The organism is Streptomyces sp. AC602_WCS936, from assembly GCF_019049125.1.
Taxonomy (GTDB): domain Bacteria; phylum Actinomycetota; class Actinomycetes; order Streptomycetales; family Streptomycetaceae; genus Streptomyces.
In genome coordinates, this window is sequence record NZ_JAGMUF010000129.1 from 105,001 (window position 1) to 125,095 (window position 20,095).

At 71.0% G+C, this 20,095-nt stretch carries 18 protein-coding genes; 1 reads left to right on the forward strand and 17 read right to left on the reverse strand.

The window, feature by feature from the left end; genetic code table 11:
* Positions 1 to 146: 146 nt before the first annotated feature.
* From pyrF to pyrR, 8 genes are all read right to left on the reverse strand, one after another.
* The gene (pyrF, locus tag KUM03_RS35270) at positions 147 to 986 is read right to left on the reverse strand and encodes an orotidine-5'-phosphate decarboxylase (RefSeq protein ID WP_217254636.1); all 840 of its coding nucleotides are present in this window, start codon (positions 984 to 986) and stop codon (positions 147 to 149) included.
* Positions 983 to 2,089 carry a quinone-dependent dihydroorotate dehydrogenase gene (locus KUM03_RS35275; protein ID WP_217254637.1) on the reverse strand — a complete coding sequence of 369 codons (1,107 nt, stop codon included), beginning with the start codon at positions 2,087 to 2,089 and terminating at the stop codon, positions 983 to 985. Before KUM03_RS35275 ends, pyrF begins: the two co-directional genes overlap by 4 nt.
* 65 nt (positions 2,090 to 2,154) lie before the next feature.
* Positions 2,155 to 5,463 carry a carbamoyl-phosphate synthase large subunit gene (gene carB, locus KUM03_RS35280; RefSeq protein WP_217254638.1) on the reverse strand — a complete coding sequence of 1,103 codons (3,309 nt, stop codon included), beginning with the start codon at positions 5,461 to 5,463 and terminating at the stop codon, positions 2,155 to 2,157.
* Positions 5,456 to 6,598, reverse strand: a complete 1,143-nt coding sequence (gene carA / locus KUM03_RS35285; protein WP_217254639.1) for a glutamine-hydrolyzing carbamoyl-phosphate synthase small subunit — start codon at positions 6,596 to 6,598, stop codon at positions 5,456 to 5,458. Before carA ends, carB begins: the two co-directional genes overlap by 8 nt.
* The gene (locus KUM03_RS35290; RefSeq protein ID WP_217254640.1) at positions 6,595 to 7,170 is read right to left on the reverse strand and encodes a hypothetical protein; all 576 of its coding nucleotides are present in this window, start codon (positions 7,168 to 7,170) and stop codon (positions 6,595 to 6,597) included. The genes carA and KUM03_RS35290 overlap by 4 nt, the downstream gene beginning before the upstream one ends.
* On the reverse strand, positions 7,167 to 8,453 hold the full coding sequence (locus tag KUM03_RS35295) for a dihydroorotase (protein WP_217254641.1): 1,287 nt from the start codon (positions 8,451 to 8,453) through the stop codon (positions 7,167 to 7,169). The genes KUM03_RS35290 and KUM03_RS35295 overlap by 4 nt, the downstream gene beginning before the upstream one ends.
* Before the next feature lie 4 nt (positions 8,454 to 8,457).
* On the reverse strand, positions 8,458 to 9,438 hold the full coding sequence (locus KUM03_RS35300; protein ID WP_125633233.1) for an aspartate carbamoyltransferase catalytic subunit: 981 nt from the start codon (positions 9,436 to 9,438) through the stop codon (positions 8,458 to 8,460).
* A 110-nt stretch (positions 9,439 to 9,548) separates the two neighbouring features.
* Complete coding sequence (gene pyrR / locus KUM03_RS35305) at positions 9,549 to 10,142, reverse strand: bifunctional pyr operon transcriptional regulator/uracil phosphoribosyltransferase PyrR (RefSeq protein ID WP_217254642.1); 594 nt, start codon at positions 10,140 to 10,142, stop codon at positions 9,549 to 9,551.
* 300 nt (positions 10,143 to 10,442) lie between these two features.
* On the opposite strand from pyrR, the gene bldD reads away from it, so the two are divergent.
* Positions 10,443 to 10,946 carry a transcriptional regulator BldD gene (bldD, locus tag KUM03_RS35310; protein ID WP_019325075.1) on the forward strand — a complete coding sequence of 168 codons (504 nt, stop codon included), beginning with the start codon at positions 10,443 to 10,445 and terminating at the stop codon, positions 10,944 to 10,946.
* Positions 10,947 to 11,034: 88 nt separating this feature from the next.
* Here the strand turns inward: bldD and nusB are convergent, their stop codons facing one another.
* From nusB to mltG, 9 genes are all read right to left on the reverse strand, one after another.
* The gene (nusB, locus tag KUM03_RS35315; RefSeq protein ID WP_217254643.1) at positions 11,035 to 11,463 is read right to left on the reverse strand and encodes a transcription antitermination factor NusB; all 429 of its coding nucleotides are present in this window, start codon (positions 11,461 to 11,463) and stop codon (positions 11,035 to 11,037) included.
* 2 nt (positions 11,464 to 11,465) lie between these two features.
* Entirely contained in the window at positions 11,466 to 12,032 is a 567-nt protein-coding gene (gene efp, locus KUM03_RS35320; protein ID WP_217254644.1) for an elongation factor P, read from the reverse strand.
* Between the two features lie 68 nt (positions 12,033 to 12,100).
* Positions 12,101 to 13,207, reverse strand: a complete 1,107-nt coding sequence (locus KUM03_RS35325; RefSeq protein WP_073730806.1) for an aminopeptidase P family protein — start codon at positions 13,205 to 13,207, stop codon at positions 12,101 to 12,103.
* 166 nt (positions 13,208 to 13,373) lie between these two features.
* On the reverse strand, positions 13,374 to 14,273 hold the full coding sequence (locus KUM03_RS35330) for a Pro-rich N-terminal domain-containing protein (RefSeq protein ID WP_217254645.1): 900 nt from the start codon (positions 14,271 to 14,273) through the stop codon (positions 13,374 to 13,376).
* Between the two features lie 167 nt (positions 14,274 to 14,440).
* Positions 14,441 to 15,532: a 3-dehydroquinate synthase gene (gene aroB, locus KUM03_RS35335; RefSeq protein ID WP_217254646.1), complete on the reverse strand. Its 1,092-nt coding sequence runs from the start codon at positions 15,530 to 15,532 to the stop codon at positions 14,441 to 14,443.
* On the reverse strand, positions 15,529 to 16,044 hold the full coding sequence (locus KUM03_RS35340; RefSeq protein ID WP_217254647.1) for a shikimate kinase: 516 nt from the start codon (positions 16,042 to 16,044) through the stop codon (positions 15,529 to 15,531). Before KUM03_RS35340 ends, aroB begins: the two co-directional genes overlap by 4 nt.
* The gene (aroC, locus tag KUM03_RS35345; protein ID WP_217254648.1) at positions 16,041 to 17,225 is read right to left on the reverse strand and encodes a chorismate synthase; all 1,185 of its coding nucleotides are present in this window, start codon (positions 17,223 to 17,225) and stop codon (positions 16,041 to 16,043) included. Before aroC ends, KUM03_RS35340 begins: the two co-directional genes overlap by 4 nt.
* Before the next feature lie 188 nt (positions 17,226 to 17,413).
* Entirely contained in the window at positions 17,414 to 18,238 is an 825-nt protein-coding gene (locus KUM03_RS35350; protein ID WP_217254649.1) for a shikimate dehydrogenase, read from the reverse strand.
* Positions 18,238 to 19,995 (reverse strand): endolytic transglycosylase MltG, encoded by a 1,758-nt coding sequence (gene mltG, locus KUM03_RS35355; protein WP_217254650.1) that lies wholly within the window; start codon positions 19,993 to 19,995, stop codon positions 18,238 to 18,240. Before mltG ends, KUM03_RS35350 begins: the two co-directional genes overlap by 1 nt.
* Positions 19,996 to 20,095 lie beyond the last annotated feature (100 nt).

Here is a 20,095-nt window from a genome sequence, read left to right on the forward strand (position 1 = left end):
GCTTGCCCGTTGACTCTCGACGGAGACTAGCGGTCAAGTCCGCCAGAGTCAGCGAGAACGGCGGAAAAGTCCTGGTCAGCCTCCGTCAGGCCAGACATTTCAGACATATTGCCTCGGATTTGAGGATGTATCCAGGGTCTGGAAGCCTAGGCGGCCGCAACCGCGGTCCTGACCTCGTCGGCGAAGCGGTCCGCCGCGTTCCGCAGCGCGGTCACGTCGGGACCGTGACGAAGGACACCCCGGCTGACGTTCGGCACGACGTTGCGCACCGCCGCTCCGAACACCCGCGGCAGGTCGGCCGGCGTCGCGCCCTGGGCACCGATGCCGGGTGCGAGGAGCGGGCCGTTGACGTCCAGGTCGTACGACGAGAGATCGCCGAGTGTGGCGCCGACCACCGCGCCGAAGGAGCCCAGGGGCGTCTCGCCCGCGTTCTCGGCGGCCAGGTGCGCCAGCATCGTCGCCCCGACGCTCCGCCCGTCGGCCCGCACCGCGTGCTGGACCTCGCCGCCCTCCGGGTTCGAGGTGAGCGCCAGCACGAACAGGCCCGCGCCGCTCTCGCGCGCCAGGTCGACGGCGGGCTTCAGCGAGCCGTAGCCGAGGTACGGCGAGACGGTCAGCGCGTCCGAGAACAGGGGCGCGTCCTTGTGCAGGAAGGACTCGGCGTACGCGGCCATGGTGGAGCCGATGTCACCGCGCTTGGCGTCCATGACGACCAGCGCGCCGGCCGCCCGCGCCTCCTCGACCGACTTCTCCAGGACCGCGACACCGCGCGAGCCGAAACGCTCGAAGAAGGCGCTCTGCGGCTTGAGGACGGCCACCCGGTCGGCCACGGCCTCCACGACGGTGCGGCTGAAGCGCTCCAGCCCCGCCACGTCGTCGTTCAGGCCCCACTCGGCCAGCAGGGAGGCGTGCGGGTCGATGCCCACGCACAGCGGCCCGCGTTCGTCCATGGCACGGCGCAGTCGCGCGCCGAACGGCTCGGTCATACCGTCTTCCTCACATCGGCGCCGACCGCGTCGGCGAGGGTGGCGTAGGGGCTCTGCCGCAGACGCGCGGCGAGTCCCTTGTGGATGGCTCGACCCCAGAAGGGCCCCTCGTAGATGAACGCGCTGTAGCCCTGGACCAGCGTGGCCCCCGCCAGGATGCGCTGCCAGGCGTCCTCGGCGGTCTCCACGCCACCGACGCCCACCAGGGTGATCCGGTCGCCCACGCGCGCGTAGAGGCGGCGCAGGACCTCCAGGGAGCGCTCCTTGAGCGGGGCGCCGGACAGGCCGCCGGTCTCCTGGACGAGGGCCGGCGAGGACGTCAGGCCGAGACCCTCGCGGGCGATCGTCGTGTTGGTGGCGATGATGCCGTCCAGGCCCAGCTCCACGGCCAGGTCGGCGACCGCGTCGACGTCCTCGTCTGCGAGGTCCGGCGCGATCTTGACCAGCAGCGGGACGCGCCGCGTGGTGACCACGCGGTCGGCTGCCTCGCGCACGGCGGTCAGCAGCGGGCGCAGCGCCTCGGTGGCCTGGAGGTTGCGCAGGCCGGGCGTGTTCGGGGAGGAGACGTTGACGACCAGGTAGTCGGCGTGCGGGGCGAGGCGTTCGGCGGACTTCACGTAGTCGCCGACGGCCTCGTCCTCCGGGACGACCTTGGTCTTGCCGATGTTGACGCCGACGACCGTCTTGAACACGGGCGTACGGGAGGCCAGGCGGGCGGCGACGGCCAGGGAGCCGTCGTTGTTGAAGCCCATGCGGTTGATCAGCGCGCGGTCGCTCACCAGCCGGAACAGCCGCTTCTTGGGGTTGCCGGGCTGCGGCTCCCCCGTCACGGTGCCGATCTCGACGTGGTCGAAGCCGAGCATCGCCATGCCGTCGACGGCGACGGCGTTCTTGTCGAAGCCGGCGGCCAGTCCGAAGGGGCCGTGCATGCGCAGGCCGAATGCCTCGGTGCGCAGCTCCTTGTGGCGGGGCGCGAGCACGGCCGCGACGAAGGTGCGCAGGACGGGGACGCGGACGGCGAGGCGGATCCAGCGGAAGGCGAGGTGGTGCGCCCGCTCCGGGTCCATCCGCTTGAAGACGAGGGAGAAGAAGATCTTGTACATGGTGTCCTCATGAAGCCGCATGAAGAGGGGGACACCGTTTCCGGTGTCCCCCTCGGGGCTGGCTGCTAGTCGCGGGCCGCGGTCAGGAATTCCGCGTGTTCCTGGAGTGAGCGCACTCCCACGTCTCCGTGGTTGAGAGCGTCGATGCCCTGAACCGCCGCCGCCAGCGCCTGGACCGTCGTCAGGCACGGCACGGAGCGGGCCACGGCCGCCGTACGGATGTCGTAGCCGTCGAGGCGGCCGCCGGTGCCGTACGGGGTGTTGACGATGAGGTCGACCTCGCCGTCGTGGATGAGCTGGACGATGGTCTTCTCACCGTTCGGTCCGGTGCCCTCGGACTGCTTGCGCACGACTGTGGCGTTGATGCCGTTGCGCTTGAGGACCTCGGCGGTGCCGGAGGTGGCGAGCAGCTCGAAGCCGTGGGCGACCAGCTCGCGGGCCGGGAAGATCATCGAGCGCTTGTCCCGGTTGGCGACCGAGATGAACGCCCGTCCCTTGGTCGGCAGCGGGCCGTAGGCACCGGCCTGCGACTTGGCGTACGCCGTGCCGAAGACGGAGTCGATGCCCATGACCTCGCCGGTGGAGCGCATCTCCGGGCCGAGCACCGTGTCGACGCCGCGGCCGTGGATGTCCCGGAAGCGGGACCACGGCATCACGGCCTCCTTGACGGAGATCGGCGCGTCCATCGGGAGCGTGCCGCCGTCGCCGTTCGCCGGGAGCAGGCCCTCGGCGCGCAGCTCGGCGACGGTCGCGCCCAGCGAGATGCGGGCGGCGGCCTTCGCCAGCGGCACCGCGGTCGCCTTCGAGGTGAAGGGGACGGTGCGCGAGGCGCGCGGGTTGGCCTCCAGGACGTACAGGATGTCCCCGGCCAGCGCGAACTGGATGTTGATCAGGCCGCGCACGCCGACGCCCGCCGCGATGCCCTCGGTGGAGGCGCGCAGCCGCTTGATGTCGAAGCCGCCGAGCGTGATCGGGGGCAGGGCGCACGCCGAGTCGCCGGAGTGGATGCCGGCCTCCTCGATGTGCTCCATGACGCCGCCGAGGTACAGCTCCTCGCCGTCGTACAGGGCGTCGACGTCGATCTCGATGGCGTCGTCGAGGAAGCGGTCGACCAGGACCGGCCGGGACGGGCTGATCTCGGTCGACTCGGCGATGTACGCCTCCAGGCGGGTCTCGTCGTAGACGATCTCCATGCCGCGTCCGCCAAGGACGTAGGAGGGCCGCACCAGGACCGGGTAGCCGATCTCGTCGGCGATGGCCTTGGCCCCGGCGAAGGTGGTGGCGGTGCCGTGCTTGGGGGCCGGGAGCCCGGCCTGCGCCAGGACCTGGCCGAAGGCGCCGCGGTCCTCGGCGGCGTGGATGGCCTCGGGCGAGGTGCCCACGATCGGTACGCCGTTGTCCTTGAGCGCCTGGGACAGGCCCAGCGGGGTCTGGCCGCCGAGCTGGACGACGACGCCCGCGACCGGTCCGGCCTGCTGCTCCGCGTGGACGATCTCCAGGACGTCCTCCAGGGTGAGCGGCTCGAAGTACAGCCGGTCGGAGGTGTCGTAGTCGGTGGAGACGGTCTCCGGGTTGCAGTTGACCATCACGGTCTCGTACCCGGCGTCGCTGAGCGCGAAGGAGGCGTGGACGCAGGAGTAGTCGAACTCGATGCCCTGGCCGATGCGGTTCGGGCCGGAGCCCAGGATGATGACGGCGGGCTTCTCGCGCGGCGCGACCTCGGTCTCCTCGTCGTAGGAGGAGTAGAAGTACGGCGTCCTCGCGGCGAACTCGGCGGCGCAGGTGTCGACCGTCTTGTAGACCGGGCGGATGCCGAGCGCGTGCCGCACCTCGCGGACGACGTCCTCGCGCAGGCCGCGGATCTCGCCGATCTGCTGGTCGGAGAAGCCGTGCCGCTTGGCCTCGGCGAGCAGGTCGGCGGTCAGCTCGGGGGCGGCGGCCAGCTCGTCGGCGGTCTCCTTGATCAGGAAGAGCTGGTCGACGAACCAGGGGTCGATCTTCGTGTACTCGAAGACCTCCTCGGGCGTGGCGCCCGCGCGGATGGCCTGCATGACGGCGTTGATGCGGCCGTCGGTGGGCCGGACGGCCTCCTCCAGCAGCGCCTTCTTGTCGCCCGTCTCGCCGACGAAGGTGAACTGGCTGCCCTTCTTCTCCAGCGAGCGCAGCGCCTTCTGGAAGGCCTCGGTGAAGTTGCGGCCGATGGCCATGGCCTCGCCGACCGACTTCATGGTGGTGGTGAGGGTGGAGTCGGCGCTCGGGAACTTCTCGAAGGCGAAACGCGGGGCCTTGACGACCACGTAGTCGAGGGTCGGCTCGAAGGAGGCCGGGGTCTCCTGCGTGATGTCGTTCGGGATCTCGTCGAGGGTGTAGCCGACGGCGAGCTTGGCGGCGATCTTGGCGATCGGGAAGCCGGTCGCCTTGGAGGCCAGCGCGGACGAACGCGACACGCGCGGGTTCATCTCGATGACGATCACGCGACCGTCCTCGGGGTTCACCGCGAACTGGATGTTGCAGCCGCCGGTGTCGACGCCGACCTCGCGGATGATCGCGATGCCGACATCGCGCAGCACCTGGTACTCGCGGTCGGTCAGCGTCATCGCGGGCGCCACGGTGATCGAGTCGCCGGTGTGCACGCCCATGGGGTCGAAGTTCTCGATGGAGCAGACGACCACGACGTTGTCGTTCTTGTCGCGCATCAGCTCCAGCTCGTACTCCTTCCAGCCGAGGATGGACTCCTCCAGGAGCACCTCGGTGGTCGGCGAGAGGGTGAGGCCCTGGCCGGCGATGCGGCGCAGCTCCTCCTCGTCGTGGGCGAAGCCGGAGCCGGCGCCGCCCATGGTGAAGGAGGGGCGGACGACGACCGGGTAGCCGCCGAGCTCCTCGACGCCCTTGAGGACGTCGTCCATGGAGTGGCAGATGTAGGACCGGGCGGACTCGCCGTGGCCGATCTTCTTGCGGACCTCCTCGACGACCTCCTTGAACAGGTCGCGGTCCTCGCCCTTGTTGATGGCCTCCACATTGGCGCCGATCAGCTCGACGCCGTACTTCTCCAGGACGCCGTTGCCGTGCAGGGAGATCGCGGTGTTGAGGGCCGTCTGGCCGCCCAGGGTGGGCAGCAGCGCGTCGGGGCGCTCCTTGGCGATGATCTTCTCGACGAACTCGGGGGTGATCGGCTCGACGTAGGTGGCGTCGGCGATCTCCGGGTCGGTCATGATCGTCGCCGGGTTGGAGTTCACGAGGATGACCCGCAGGCCCTCGGACTTCAGCACCCGGCACGCCTGGGTGCCGGAGTAGTCGAACTCGGCGGCCTGGCCGATGACGATCGGGCCGGAGCCGATGACCAGGACGGACTGGATATCGGTGCGCTTAGGCACGCTGGCCCTCCATGAGGTTCACGAAGCGGTCGAACAGGTAGGCGGCGTCGTGCGGGCCCGCTGCCGCTTCGGGGTGGTACTGGACGCTGAAGGCCGGCTTGTCGAGGAGCTGGAGGCCCTCCACCACGTTGTCGTTGAGGCAGACGTGGGAGACCTCGGCGCGGCCGTAGGGGGTGTCGGAGACCTTGTCGAGCGGGGCGTCGACGGCGAATCCGTGGTTGTGCGCGGTGACCTCGACCTTGCCGGTCGTACGGTCCTGCACGGGCTGGTTGATGCCGCGGTGGCCGTACTTCAGCTTGAAGGTGCCGAAGCCGAGGGCGCGGCCCAGGATCTGGTTGCCGAAGCAGATACCGAAGAGCGGGGTGCCGCGCTCCAGGACACCCTGCATGACGGAGACGGGGTGGTCGGCGGTGGACGGGTCGCCGGGGCCGTTGGAGAAGAAGACACCGTCCGGGTTGACGGCGTAGACGTCCTCGACGGTGGCGGTCGCGGGCAGCACGTGCACCTCGATGCCGCGCTCGGCCATCCGGTACGGGGTCATGCCCTTGATGCCGAGGTCGACGGCGGCGACGGTGAACTTCTTCTCGCCCATCGCGGGGACGACGTACGCCTCGGTGGTGGCGACCTCGGCGGAGAGGTCGGCGCCCGTCATCTCGGGGGCCTCCTGGACGCGGGCCAGCAGCGCGGCGTCGTCCTGGATGGCGTCGCCGCTGAAGATGCCGACGCGCATGGCGCCGCGCTCGCGCAGGTGGCGGGTGAGCGCGCGGGTGTCGATGCCGGAGATGCCGACGACGCCCTGGGCGGCCAGTTCGTCGTCCAGCGTGCGGCGGGAGCGCCAGCTGGAGGGCACGCGCGCGGGGTCGCGCACGACGTAGCCGGAGACCCAGATCTTCTTGGACTCCATGTCCTCGTCGTTGATGCCCGTGTTCCCGATGTGCGGGGCGGTCATCACGACGACCTGGCGGTGGTACGACGGGTCGGTGAGGGTCTCCTGGTAGCCGGTCATGCCGGTGGAGAACACGGCCTCGCCGAACGTGGCCCCCACGGCCCCGTAGGCGCGGCCGCGGAAGATCCGGCCGTCCTCCAGGACGAGTACGGCGGGAGCCTTGTCGGCTCCCCGGGTGGAGGTCGTCATCGTGCGCCTTCCGTTTCCGTCTTGTTGATCATGTCGTTCAGGGTTTCGACCCACTCGTTGTGCTCGGCCGCGTGGTCGGAGCGGAAGCCGGAGTCGATCTGCTTGTCGCCGTGCTCCCAGGTGACGACCAGCAGGCCGCCCTCGGTGAGCACCTTGCCGGCGATGCCCTTGTCGAGCCGGGCCTCGCGCAGCGCGGCGACGGGGACGAAGAAGTCGTTCGCGCCGGGGCGTACGACGTCCAGGCCCGCGTCCGTCAGGGTGAGCTCGACCCGGCTGCGGGTGCCCAGGCCGTGCGCCACGATGCGGTCCAGCCACTGCCCGGCGGTGGTGGAGCCGTGGTAGCGGCCACTCATCGTCAGTTTGGCCGCACCCGGGTCGTCCGGCGCGCCGGGCAGCTCCGGGAGGTCGCCCTGGAGGGTGCCGCGCCACTTCCAGCCCTCGCGCATCAGCCAGTAGACGAGCGCGACGAACAGGCCGAGGCCGACGACCCAGCCGATCCGGGCGGCCCAGTCGGTCACTTCCGCCGATTCCTTCTCGGCGGCCAGCAGGATTACCGGTGCTACAGATGTCACGTGAGCTTCCCGTCGACGAGCGTGGCCTTGCCCCGCAGCCACGTGTGCGTCACACGGCCCGGCAGCTCGCGACCCTCGTACGGGGTGTTGCGGCTGCGCGAGGCGAAGCCCGCGGGGTCCACCTGGCCACGGTATTCCGTGTCGACGAGGGTGAGGTTGGCGGGCTCACCAGCCGAGACGGGACGGCCGTGTCCGGTGGCCTGTCCGATCTGCGCGGGCTTGAAGGACATCCGGTCGGCGACGCCGGCCCAGTCCAGCAGGCCCGTGTCCACCATGGTCTCCTGCACCACCGACAGCGCGGTCTCCAGGCCCACCATCCCCATGGCGGCGGCGGCCCACTCGCAGTCCTTGTCCTCGTGCGGGTGCGGGGCGTGGTCGGTGGCGACGATGTCGATCGTGCCGTCGGCGAGCGCCTCGCGCAGGGCCAGCACGTCGCGCTCGGTGCGCAGCGGCGGGTTGACCTTGTAGACCGGGTTGTAGGACCGGACCAGCTCGTCGGTGAGGAGCAGGTGGTGCGGGGTGACCTCGGCGGTGACGTCGATGCCGCGGGACTTGGCCCAGCGGACGATCTCGACGGACCCGGCGGTCGACAGGTGGCAGATGTGGACGCGGGAGCCGACGTGCTCGGCGAGCAGCACGTCCCGCGCGATGACCGACTCCTCGGCGACGGCCGGCCAGCCGCCGAGGCCCAGCTCGGCGGAGACGACACCCTCGTTCATCTGGGCGCCCTCGGTCAGCCGGGGCTCCTGGGCGTGCTGGGCGACGACGCCGCCGAAGGCCTTCACGTACTCCAGGGCACGGCGCATGATCACCGCGTCGTGGACGCACTTGCCGTCGTCGGAGAAGACGGTGACGCCGGCCGCGGACTCGTGCATGGCGCCCAGTTCGGCGAGCTTGGCGCCCTCCAGGCCGACGGTGACGGCGCCGATGGGCTGCACGTCGCAGTAGCCGGACTCCTGGCCGAGCCGCCACACCTGCTCGACGACACCGGCGGTGTCGGCGACCGGGAAGGTGTTGGCCATGGCGAACACGTTGGTGTAGCCGCCGCTCGCCGCCGCGCGGGTGCCGGTCAGGACGGTCTCGGAATCCTCGCGGCCGGGCTCGCGCAGGTGGGTGTGCAGGTCGACCAGGCCGGGCAGCAGCACCTTGCCGCCCGCCTCGATCACCTCGGCGCCCTCGGCGGAGAGGTTCTCGCCGACCGCCTCGATGACGGTGCCGTCGATCAGCACGTCCTGCGGCTCGCCGCCGAGCACCTTCGCACCGCGGATCAGGATCTTGCTCATGTTCTTACTTCTCCTCGGTGGGGCGGGCGTGGGTGACGGCGGGCTCGGCTCCGCCGAGCAGCAGGTAGAGGACGGCCATCCGGACGGAGACGCCGTTGGTGACCTGCTCGACGACGGTGCAGCGGTCGGAGTCGGCGACCTCGGCGGTGATCTCCATGCCGCGGACCATCGGGCCGGGGTGCATCACGATGGCGTGGTCGGGCATCTTCGCCATGCGGTCGCCGTCGAGGCCGTAGCGGCGGGAGTACTCGCGCTCGGTGGGGAAGAACGCGGCGTTCATGCGCTCGCGCTGGACGCGCAGCAGCATCACCGCGTCGGACTTGGTCAGGGTGGAGTCGAGGTCGTAGGAGACCTCGCAGGGCCAGGTCTCGACGCCGACCGGCAGCAGGGTGGGCGGGGCGACCAGGGTGACCTCGGCGCCGAGGGTGTGCAGCAGGTCGACGTTGGAGCGGGCGACGCGGCTGTGCAGGATGTCGCCGACGAGGGTGACGCGGCGGCCGTCGAGGTCCTTGCCGAGGCCGGCGTCGGGGCCGACCAGGCGGCGGCGCATGGTGAAGGCGTCCAGCAGAGCCTGGGTGGGGTGCTGGTGGGTGCCGTCGCCGGCGTTGATGACGTGGGCGTCGATCCAGCCGGAGGTGGCCAGGCGGTAGGGGGCGCCGGAGGCGCTGTGCCGGATGACGACGGCGTCGACGCCCATGGCCTCCAGGGTCTGGGCGGTGTCCTTGAGGGACTCGCCCTTGGAGACGCTGGAGCCCTTGGCGGTGAAGTTGATGACGTCCGCCGACAGGCGCTTCTCGGCGGCCTCGAAGGAGATCCGGGTCCGCGTCGAGTCCTCGAAGAAGAGGTTGACGACGGTCCGGCCGCGCAGGGTCGGCAGTTTCTTGATCGGCCGGTCGGCGACCCGGGCCATCTCCTCGGCGGTGTCGAGGATCAGGACGGCGTCGTCGCGGGTGAGGTCGGCGGCCGAGATGAGATGACGCTGCATCTGTCAGGCTCCGTAGGGCGATTCATGCGGAAGAGCGGGATAATTCGGGCGGCCGTGCGTGCGGGCACACCGAGCGGGCGTACGGCACGGCTGGGCGCGTACGCGGGGTGCTACGGGTGGGCGCCCGGGGAGGCCGGCTTGGCACCGAGCAGCACGGTGTCGCGACCGTCCTCCTCGGCGAGCTGGACCTTGACCGTCTCCCGCAGCGACGTCGGGAGGTTCTTGCCGACGTAGTCGGCGCGGATGGGCAGTTCGCGGTGACCGCGGTCGACGAGCACGGCGAGCTGCACCGCGCGCGGGCGGCCGATGTCGTTCAGCGCGTCGAGGGCGGCGCGGATGGTGCGGCCGGAGAAGAGCACGTCGTCGACGAGGACGACCAGGCGGCCGTCGATGCCGTCGCCGGGGATCTCGGTGCGGGCCAGGGCGCGCGGCGGGTGCATGCGCAGGTCGTCGCGGTACATGGTGATGTCGAGCGAGCCGACCGGCATCTTGCGTTCGGTGATCTGCTCGAGCTTGTCGGCGAGCCGCCGGGCGAGGAAGACGCCGCGGGTCGGGATGCCGAGGAGCACCACGTCGTCGGCGCCCTTGGCGCGTTCGACGATCTCGTGGGCGATGCGGGTCAGCACCCGCGCGATGTCGGGGCCTTCGAGAACGGGCCGCGCATCGGATTGTGCGCCCGAGGGCGTTTCCTGCTGCTTGTCCATACGAAACGGACCTCCTTCTCCGCCTCACGGGACGGACCTTAAAGGACGTCGGGCTGTGCACCACCTACGGTATCAGGCTCACAGAACCGTCTTGACGACCCCCCGGACACTCCCGCGTCACCCTTCCGCCATCCCGCCACCACCCGTTCGGAGCAATGGAAGGCGAATACCACGGAAGAGTCGGTGCGGACCATTCGGCTTGACGCAGAAGAGTAACGCTGCGTAACCTCACAGTGAGTTACCAGCCGCGCGGGTGCGCACCCTGTGCAGACCGCGTCGACACCTTGTCCGGGGAGCCATATGTCCAGCGAATACGCCAAACAGCTCGGGGCCAAGCTCCGGGCCATCCGCACCCAGCAGGGCCTTTCCCTCCATGGTGTCGAGGAGAAGTCCCAGGGCCGCTGGAAGGCCGTCGTGGTCGGTTCGTACGAGCGCGGCGACCGCGCCGTGACCGTGCAGCGCCTCGCCGAGCTGGCGGATTTCTACGGCGTTCCCGTGCAGGAGCTGCTTCCGGGCACCACCCCGGGCGGTGCCGCCGAGCCCCCGCCGAAGCTGGTCCTGGACCTGGAGCGGCTGGCCACGGTGCCGGCCGAGAAGGCGGGCCCGCTCCAGCGCTACGCGGCCACGATCCAGTCGCAGCGCGGTGACTACAACGGCAAGGTGCTCTCGATCCGCCAGGACGACCTGCGCACGCTCGCCGTCATCTACGACCAGTCGCCCTCGGTCCTGACCGAGCAGCTGATCAGCTGGGGCGTCCTGGACGCGGACGCGCGCCGCGCGGTGGCGTCCCACGAGGACATCTGAGCCGCAGCAGCCTCAGCAGAAACGTGCCGCCGGGGTGGCGGGAACCGAACGGTTCCCGCCACCCCGGCGGTTTTGGCACGTCGTGGAGCTAGTCGCGACGCAGCGAAGGCTTGAGCTCCTTCAGCCGGCCGAGCAGTCCGTTGACGAACGCGGGCGACTCGTCCGTGGAGAACTCCTTCGCCAGCTGCACCATCTCGTCCAGGACGACGGCGTCCGGGGTCTCGTCGACCCAGATCAGCTCGTACGCGCCCAGGCGCAGGATGTTGCGGTCGACGACCGGCATCCGGTCGAGCGTCCAGCCGACCGAGTACTGGGCGATGAGCTCGTCGACGCGCTCGGCGCGCGCGGCGTAGCCCTCGACCAGCTCCATCGTGTACTCGCTCACCGGCGGCTGCCGGGTGTCGGACCGGGAGTGCCGGACCCAGTCGGCGAGGACCGTCAGGACGTCGGCGCCGCGCTGATCGCCCTCGAAGAGGATCTGGAAGGCGCGCTTGCGGGCCGTGTTGCGGGCAGCCACGGTTAGCTGTTCACCCGGCCGAGGTAGCTGCTGTCGCGGGTGTCGACCTTGATCTTCTCACCGGTGGTGATGAAGAGCGGGACGTTGATCTGGTGACCGGTCTCCAGGGTGGCGGGCTTGGTGCCGCCGGTGGAGCGGTCGCCCTGGACGCCCGGTTCGGTCTCCTGGATGACCAGCTCGACGGCGGCCGGCAGCTCGACGAAGAGCACCTCGCCCTCGTGCTGCGCGACGGTGGCCTCGAAGCCCTCGATCAGGAAGTTGGCGGCGTCGCCGACGACCTTGCGGTCGATGTGCAGCTGGTCGTAGGTCTGCATGTCCATGAAGACGAAGTACTCGCCGTCCATGTACGAGAACTGCATGTCACGCTTGTCGACAGTGGCCGTCTCGACCTTGACCCCGGCGTTGAAGGTCTTGTCGACGGTCTTGCCGGAGAGCACGTTCTTGAGCTTGGTGCGCACGAAGGCCGGGCCCTTGCCGGGCTTGACGTGCTGGAACTCGACGACGGACCAGAGCTGGCCGCCTTCGAGCTTGAGCACCAGGCCGTTCTTGAGGTCGTTCGTGGAAGCCACGGTTTGGGAATCTCCTGGACTGGACTGACGTGGACGACCTCGGTGCGGACATGCGCACAGCGCGAAGGCTAGAGCGCGAGCAGCTCCTTGGTCGTGATGGTGAGTAGCTCGGGTCCGCCGTCCGCCTCGGGGCGCACGACGAGCGTGTCATCGATCCGGACCCCGCCCCGGCCCGGGAGGTGGACCCCCGGTTCGACGGTGACCGGCACACAAGCGTCCAGTTTACCCATGGCCGCGGGGGCCAACTGCGGGTCCTCGTCGATTTCGAGTCCGACCCCGTGACCGGTGAGGGCGGGAAGGTGCTCAGCGTACCCGGCCGAATCCAGTGCCTGTCGGGCGGCCCGGTCCACGTCCCGGCAGGCCGCGCCGGGTGCGAGGGCTTCCCGGCCGGCCCGCTGGGCGGAGAATACGAGGTCGTACAACTCGATCTGCCAGTCGGCCGGCGAGGTCCCGATGACGAACGTACGGCCGATCTCGCAGCGGTACCCGCGGTAGGTGGCACCCAGGCAGACGGAGAGGAAGTCGCCCTCCTCCACCCGCCGGTCGGTCGGGCGGTGGCCGCGACGCCCCGAGTTCGGACCGGTGCCGACGGACGTCGGGAAGGCAGGGCCGTCGGCGCCGTGGTCCACCAGGCGGCGTTCCAGCTCCAGGGCGAGGTGCCGCTCGGTACGGCCCACGAGGATGGACTCCAGCAGCTCACCGAGGGCCTGGTCGGCGATCTCTGCGCCGATGCGCAGGCAGGAGATCTCCTCCTCGTCCTTGACCACCCGGAGCTGCTCGACCGCCTGGCCGAGGTCGGTCAGGCGCAGACGCGGTGCGACCGAGCGCATGGCGCGGTGCCGGACCACGGTGAGGTGGTGGTCCTCGGTGGCGAGGGACTCGGCGCCCTGGGCCGCCGCGAGGCCGGTGGCCGCGACGGCCGCGTCGCCGCCGGGGCCGGGCAGCGCGCGCACCGGGAGTGAGTCGTCGGGCCTTCCGTCGGCCGGCCGGTCGTCCGGAGGGGCGGAGCAGACCAGGAGATCCTCGCTCTTGCCCAGGAGCAGCACGGCGCCGTGCGGGGCGGTGCCCGCGAGGTAGCGCACGTTGGCGGGGCGGGAGACGAGCGCCGCCGCGCTGCCGCCCGCGTTGCAGCGTTCTCGTAGGCGGGTTCGGCGGGCCGCGTACACCTGTGACATGAGCCGAGCGTATGAGCTTCGCTGAGCGGGCGCCGCTTGGGAGAGGCCGAGTGGGCTTGCCGGGTGCGCCAACTGGGGTGGGGGTGGTTGTTGTGTGGCGTCCGACCGCCGGTGGGGCTTCTCGCGCAGTTCCCCGCGCCCCTTCCGGCGCTGCCCCTCCCCGCGCTTACCAGTTCGGTGGGCTTGCTATCGAGCGGGAGAGGACCTCGTTCAGGACCCTTGCCGTTTCCGGTACGTCGAGTTGGGAGTTGTCGATGATCGGGAGGCCGGAGCCGTACCAGCCGGCCATGCGGCCGTGGATGCGGGCGACCTCCTCGTCGGTGAGGCGGCGGTTGCCGCTGCGTTCGGCGTTGCGTTCCAGGACGATGTCGAGGCCCGGCAGGAGGACGACCGGGAGCAGGCCGGGTCCGACGTGCCGCTTCCAGCCGCCGAGGCCGACGACCGGGCGGTCCGGGAAGACCGCGTCGTCGAGGATGCAGGAGATGCCGTTGGCGAGGAAGTTCCGGGCGGAGAAGCCGCAGGTGCGGCGGGCGAGGCGGTACTGCGCCTCGCTGTTCTCGTTCCACCCGGTCTGGGGGTCGGCGAAGCCGGAGCGGACCCATTCGCGGACGTCGTCGAGGCTGATGTGCGCGGTGGGCACCCGGCGGTGGTCCGCCCAGTACTTGGCGACGCTGGTCTTGCCGGCGCCCGCGGGACCGATGAGCAGTACCGCGAGGGTGGCCGAGGCGGGGTCGGGCAGGGCCGTCGCGGCGGGCGGGACGCTGGGCACGGCCACGGGGGCGCCGGGCGGCAGCGGAACGTGGCCGGTGGTGCCGCCGGTGTCCGGCGCGGGCGGTACGGGGGCGGCCCGGTGGGGCCCTGGCGCCTGGTGCGGGCCCGGGGCGTGCTGGGGGGCCACGGGGTGTGGAGGCGGGGCCTGCGCGGGGTGTCCCGGCGCCACGGGCGGCGGTACCGGGGCGGCCCCCTGGTGCGGGCCCGGGTGGTGTGCGGCCGGGGACCAGCCGACGGCCGGTCCGTGCCCCGGCTGAGGGGGCGGCGGCAGCGGAGAACCCACTGCGTGCTGCATCCGGTGCCACTCCGTCTCGTACAGGCGATGGGCGCTGACGGCGGGAGGGGGTGGCCCGCCCGCTGCTACCGAACGGTACCGCCCCCGGCCGTCGTTTGGTGAACGGCCGGGGGCGGTGTGAAGTGCCCGTCACGCAAGGCGAATCGGACGGAAGGTACGCCGGGGTACTACTCGCCCACCTCGCCGTAGGCGGCGAGGAGGACGGCCGGGTCGGGGCCCTCCAGCACCGTGGGCTTGGCGAGGCCGTCCAGGACGATGAAGCGCAGGAGGTCGCCGCGGGACTTCTTGTCGACCTTCATGTTCTCGACGAGCTTGGGCCACTGGTCGTAGCGGTAGTGCAGCGGCAGGCCGACCGCTTCGAGGATGCTGCGGTGCCGGTCGGCGGTGGCGTCGTCCAGGCGGCCCGCGAGGCGGCCCAGTTCGGCGGCGAAGTGCATGCCGACGGAGACGGCGGCGCCGTGGCGCCATTTGTAGCGCTCGTTCTTCTCGATGGCGTGGCCGAGGGTGTGGCCGTAGTTGAGGATCTCCCTGAGGCCCGCTTCCTTCAGGTCGGAGGAGACGACTTCCGCCTTGACCTTGATGGAGCGCACGATCAGCTCGGCGGTGTGCGGTCCGGCCGGGGTGCGCGCGGCCTGCGGGTCGGCCTCGATCAGGTCCAGGATCGCCGGGTCGGCGATGAAGCCGGCCTTGATGACCTCGGCGAGTCCGGAGACGTAGTCGTTGACCGGCAGCGAGTCCAGCGCGGCCAGGTCGCACAGGACACCGGCCGGCGGGTGGAAGGAGCCGACGAGGTTCTTGCCCTCGGCGGTGTTGATGCCGGTCTTGCCGCCGACGGCCGCGTCCACCATGGCCAGCACGGTGGTGGGCACGGCGATCCAGCGCACGCCGCGCAGCCAGGTCGCGGCCACGAAGCCGGCCAGGTCGGTGCTGGCGCCGCCGCCGACGCCGACGATGACGTCGGTCCGGGTGAAGCCGGACTGACCGAGCGCCTTCCAGCAGTAGGCGGCGACCTCCGCGGTCTTGGCCTCCTCCGCGTTGGGCACCTGGATGGCGATCGCCTCGTAGCCCTGCTCGGCGAGGTCGGCGCGCAGCGCGTCACCGGTCTCGGCGAGGGCCTCGGGGTGGATGACCGCGACCCGCTTGGCCTTGGCGCCGATCAGGCCGCCCAGTTCGCCCAGGAGCTGACGGCCCACCAGGACCTCGTAGGGGTCGGAACCCGGGGTGCCGCCGACCTGGATCCGGGTGACTGCCTCGCTCATGCTTCTTTCAACTCCAGTGCGTCCAGGGCGGCTTCGGCGACTTCTTCGGGCGTACGGCCGTCGGTGGCCACGACGACCGTGGCGGCCTCCTCGTAGAGGTGGCGGCGGGCCTCCATCAGCTCGCGCCACTGTTTGCGCGGGTTGACCGCGAGCAGCGGGCGCGCGGCGTTCAGGCCGGTGCGCTTGACGGCCTCCTCGACGTTCATCGAGAGGTAGACGACGCGCTGCCCGGCGAGCAGCGCGCGGGTGTCCGCGTCCAGGATCGCGCCGCCGCCGAGGGCGAGGACGCCCTCGTGCTCGGCGAGCGCGGTCCGCACGGACTCCTTCTCCAGGGCCCGGAAGGCGGCTTCGCCCTCGTCGACGAAGATCTCGGCGATGGCCCGCCCCTGCGTGGTGACGATGTCCGCGTCCGTGTCCCGGTAACCGGTGCCCAGGCGCTCGGCCAGCAGCTGCCCCACCGTGGACTTGCCGACTCCCATCGGGCCGACCAGGACGATCAGCGGGGCGCTCACCGGATCGCCAGGTTGTCGAGGTAGGACCGCACGTTGCGGCGGGTCTCGGTCACGCTGTCGCCGCCGAACTTCTCCGCCACCGCGTCCGCCAGGACCAGGGCGACCATCGCCTCGGCGACGATGCCGGCGGCCGGCACGGCGGACACGTCGGAGCGCTGGTGGTGTGCCTGCGTGGCCTCGCCGGTGGTGACGTCCACGGTCTTCAGGGCGCGCGGCACGGTGGCGATCGGCTTCATCGCGGCGCGCACCCGCAGCAGCTCGCCGGTGGTGAGGCCGCCCTCGGTGCCGCCGGAGCGGCCGGAGACCCGGCGGATGCCGTCGGCCGTGTTCACGATCTCGTCGTGGGCCTGGGAGCCGGGCACGCGGGCCAGCTCGAAGCCGTCGCCGATCTCGACGCCCTTGATCGCCTGGATGCCCATGAGCGCGCCCGCGAGCCGTGCGTCGAGCTTGCGGTCCCAGTGAACGTGCGAGCCGAGGCCCACCGGCACGTCGTAGGCGAGGACCTCGACGACACCGCCGAGGGTGTCGCCGTCCTTGTGGGCCTGGTCGATCTCGGCGACCATCGCCTTCGAGGCGTCGGCGTCCAGGCAGCGCACCGGGTCGGCGTCCAGCTTCTCGACGTCGGCCGGCGTCGGGTACACGCCCTGGGGTGCCTTGGCGGCGGCCAGCTCGACCACATGGCTGACGATCTCGACGCCGGTCGTCTCCTTGAGGTACGACCGGGCGACCGCGCCCAGCGCCACCCGGGCCGCCGTCTCCCGCGCGGAGGCGCGCTCCAGGATCGGGCGGGCCTCGTCGAAGCCGTACTTCTGCATGCCGGCGAGGTCGGCGTGCCCGGGGCGCGGGCGGGTCAGCGGCGCGTTGCGGGCCAGACCGGCCAGTACCTCCGGGTCGACCGGGTCGGCCGCCATGACCTGCTCCCACTTGGGCCACTCGGTGTTGCCCACCATGACCGCGACCGGGGAACCGAGGGTGAGTCCGTGCCGGACGCCACCGAGGAAGGTGACCTCGTCACGCTCGAACTTCATCCGCGCACCGCGGCCATAGCCGAGCCGCCGCCTCGCCAGATGGTCCGCCACCATGTCCGTGGTGATCGGCACGCCGGCGGGCAGACCCTCCAGCGTCGCGACGAGTGCGGGACCGTGGGACTCCCCCGCGGTCAGCCAGCGCAACCTGCTCAACGGTGCTCCTCAGTGCTCGCGCCCCGGTTATGCCTTGCGTACGCGTCCTGACCACGTACGGCAACGGCCCGGCCGGGTGCGCGGCCCCGGCCCGCCACCTCCGATCCTCCCACGTCCGCGGGCAGGGCCCGGAATCGGTCCGCTGGACGGACAGTGCGCGAGCGGGCCCCCGGCTCCGCGAGGGAGGGTCAGCCGGCGAGCGCGCGCTCCCCGGCCGCACGCATCGCCGCGAGCGGCGCCGGCGACCGGCCGGTCATCTGCTCCACCTGGAGCACCGCCTGGTGCAGCAGCAGGTCGAGGCCGCCGACGACGGCGCCGCCGTACGCGGACCAGCGGGCGGCGAGCGCGGTGGGCCACGGGTCGTAGAGCACGTCGAAGAGGGTCGCGGGCATCTCCGGGACGGCGGCGGCGAGGGCGTCGGTGGTGCCGGCCGGGGTGGTGGCCACGACCAGCGGGGCGCGCAGCGCCTCCTCGGCGTCCGCCCAGTCGGCGATGCGCACGTCGGCCTCCAGGCGCTCGGCCCAGCCCCGCATCTCGGCGGCGCGCGCCTCGCTGCGGACGTAGACGGCGATCTCGCCGGTGCAGATCCGGGCCAGGGCGGCCAGCGCGGAGGAGGCGGTGGCGCCGGCGCCGAGGATCGCGGCGGTCTCGGTCTTATCGATGCCGTGCTCGCGCAGGGCGGCGACCATACCCGGGATGTCCGTGTTGTCGCCGGTCCTGCGGCCGTCCTCGGTGAAGACGACGGTGTTGACCGCGTCCACGGAGGCGGCGGTCTCGCTGATCGAGTCGAGCAGCGGGATGACCGCCCGCTTCAGCGGCATGGTCAGCGACAGCCCGGCCCACTCGGGGCCGAGTTCCCCGAAGAAGCCCGGCAGGGCCGCCTCGTCGACGTCGAAGCGGTCGTACGTCCAGCCGTCCAGGCCCAGCTCCGTGTAAGCGGCGCGGTGCAGCACCGGCGACAGGGAGTGGGCGATCGGGGAGCCCAGAACGGCGGCTCGACGGCGTGCGGGCATCAGTTCTTCCTCGAGGCGTTCCACTTGTCGACCAGCTTCTGGTGTTCCTTGTTGGTCTTGGTGAACTCACTCGTCTTGCCGTCGAGCGAGATGAAGTAGTACCAACCGCCGTCGGTCGGGTTGAGCGCGCCCTTCAGCGCGTCCTCACCGGGGTTGCTGATCGGTCCGGGCGGCAAGCCCTTGTAGTAGTACGTGTTGTACGGGTTGTCGTAGTTGCGCAGCTTGCTGAGCGACAGGTCGAGCTTGCTCTGGTTCTTGACGTAGTTGTACGTCGAGTCGAACTCGAGCATCCCGTTGGTCTGCGTGTTGCCTGGCTTCAGGCGGTTGTAGATGACTTCGGCCATCATGCGGAAGTCCTCGTGGCTCCTGCCCTCGGCCTGAACCAGGCTCGCCACGGTCAGCAGCTGCCACGGCCCTTCGAGGTTGAGCTCCTCGGCCTTCTCCTCCAGCCCCAGTTCGTCGTACTTCTCGGTGGCCCGCGCCACCATCTGCTTCAACACTTCCTCGGGCTTCTGCCCCTTGGCCGCCGAGTAGCTGGACGGGTAGAGGAACCCTTCCAGCGGGTCCTTCACGTCCTTGTGGTTCATCGCCCACTCGGGCAGGCCGAGGCTCTTCCACTCGGTCTTGGCGACCTTGGCCGTGGTGCCCTCGTCCACGCCGAGCTGCTTGTCGATCATCTTGTAGATGTCGACGTTGCGCTTGCCCTCGGCGATGATCAGGTTGCTCCGGCTGTCGGGGTTGAGCAGGAGTTCGACCGCGCTCTCGGCGGACATCTCCTTCTGCAGCGTGTACACGCCGTCCTGGATGCTCTTGCCGCGCGGGTTGCTCTGCTGGGCGGCGGTGAAGGCGTCGACGCTCTTCACCACGCCCTTGCGTTTGAGCTCCTGGCCGATCGTCGAGCCGCCGGCGCCCTTGGGGATGGTGACGGTGACCTGCTCGCCGTTGCCGTCGCCCGCGTAGTCGGGGGCCGCGCCGAAACGTTCCTGGTAGAACTGGTAGCCGAAGTACCCGATACCCGCGACGCCGCCGCCGAGCACCAGGCAGACCACCAGGCACGCGCACCCGTTGCGGCGCTTCTTGGGCTTCCCGCCGCCCCGGGCCCTGCGCTCGCCGCGGCCGTTGTCGGCGGGCTCGTCGTCGTCCTCCTCCGCGTCCCCGCCCGCGAAGAAGGCGTGCTCGCCCTCGTCGGGGCCCGGGTCCCAGTCGGTCCGCTGCGGTTCGGGCTCGGCGCGCCGGCGCGTGGGCGGTTCCGGCGGCGGATAGGCCTCCGGGGTGCCGTAGTAGTCCGGCTGGTCCGGGCCGTAGGCGGCCTGCCGGCCGTAGGGGTCCGACGGGTCGGCGGGGTACTGCGCCTCGGGCTGGGCGCCGGAGCCCCAGCCGCCGTCGCCGTAGCCCTGCTGGTGCTGGGGGTGCGCTTGGTCGCCGTACTGCTGGTCGCCGTACTGCTGGTCGTACTGCGACTGGTCATGCTGCGACTGGTCGTACTGCGGCCGGCCGTACTGGTCGTACTGCTGCTCGGGGTGCTGCTGCCCGTACGGGTCGTACTGCGGCTGGTGACCGTATGCGGGCTGGCCGCCGTTGCCCCAGTCGCCGTACTGCTGCTGCGACTGCGGCTGCTCCGGATACTGCTGCGGCTGGCCGCCGTAGGGGGGCTGCTGACCCGTGTGGGTCTGCTGCCCGCCCCATCCGCCGTCCCCGTACAACGGGTCCTCCGGATGCCACGGTTCGGGGCCTTGGCCCCGGCCATACTCAGTCATCGATCCCCTAGAGCCGCGAGGCGGGGGCGCGCGGCCTGTCATGGGGGCCGGCTTCCGTTCCGCCTCTTGCTGTGCGGTGGCTGTTCGAATGCCTCCGCAT

Coding starts and splice junctions, on each gene's coding strand:
- pyrF (WP_217254636.1), bottom strand. CDS start 986: ATGACCGAGCCGTTCGGCGCGCGACTGCGCCGTGCCATGGACGAACGC.
- KUM03_RS35275 (WP_217254637.1), bottom strand. CDS start 2,089: ATGTACAAGATCTTCTTCTCCCTCGTCTTCAAGCGGATGGACCCGGAG.
- carA (WP_217254639.1), bottom strand. CDS start 6,598: ATGACGACCTCCACCCGGGGAGCCGACAAGGCTCCCGCCGTACTCGTC.
- KUM03_RS35295 (WP_217254641.1), bottom strand. CDS start 8,453: ATGAGCAAGATCCTGATCCGCGGTGCGAAGGTGCTCGGCGGCGAGCCG.
- KUM03_RS35300 (WP_125633233.1), bottom strand. CDS start 9,438: ATGCAGCGTCATCTCATCTCGGCCGCCGACCTCACCCGCGACGACGCC.
- pyrR (WP_217254642.1), bottom strand. CDS start 10,142: ATGGACAAGCAGCAGGAAACGCCCTCGGGCGCACAATCCGATGCGCGG.
- bldD (WP_019325075.1), top strand. CDS start 10,443: ATGTCCAGCGAATACGCCAAACAGCTCGGGGCCAAGCTCCGGGCCATC.
- KUM03_RS35325 (WP_073730806.1), bottom strand. CDS start 13,207: ATGTCACAGGTGTACGCGGCCCGCCGAACCCGCCTACGAGAACGCTGC.
- KUM03_RS35330 (WP_217254645.1), bottom strand. CDS start 14,273: ATGCAGCACGCAGTGGGTTCTCCGCTGCCGCCGCCCCCTCAGCCGGGG.
- aroB (WP_217254646.1), bottom strand. CDS start 15,532: ATGAGCGAGGCAGTCACCCGGATCCAGGTCGGCGGCACCCCGGGTTCC.
- KUM03_RS35350 (WP_217254649.1), bottom strand. CDS start 18,238: ATGCCCGCACGCCGTCGAGCCGCCGTTCTGGGCTCCCCGATCGCCCAC.
- mltG (WP_217254650.1), bottom strand. CDS start 19,995: ATGACTGAGTATGGCCGGGGCCAAGGCCCCGAACCGTGGCATCCGGAG.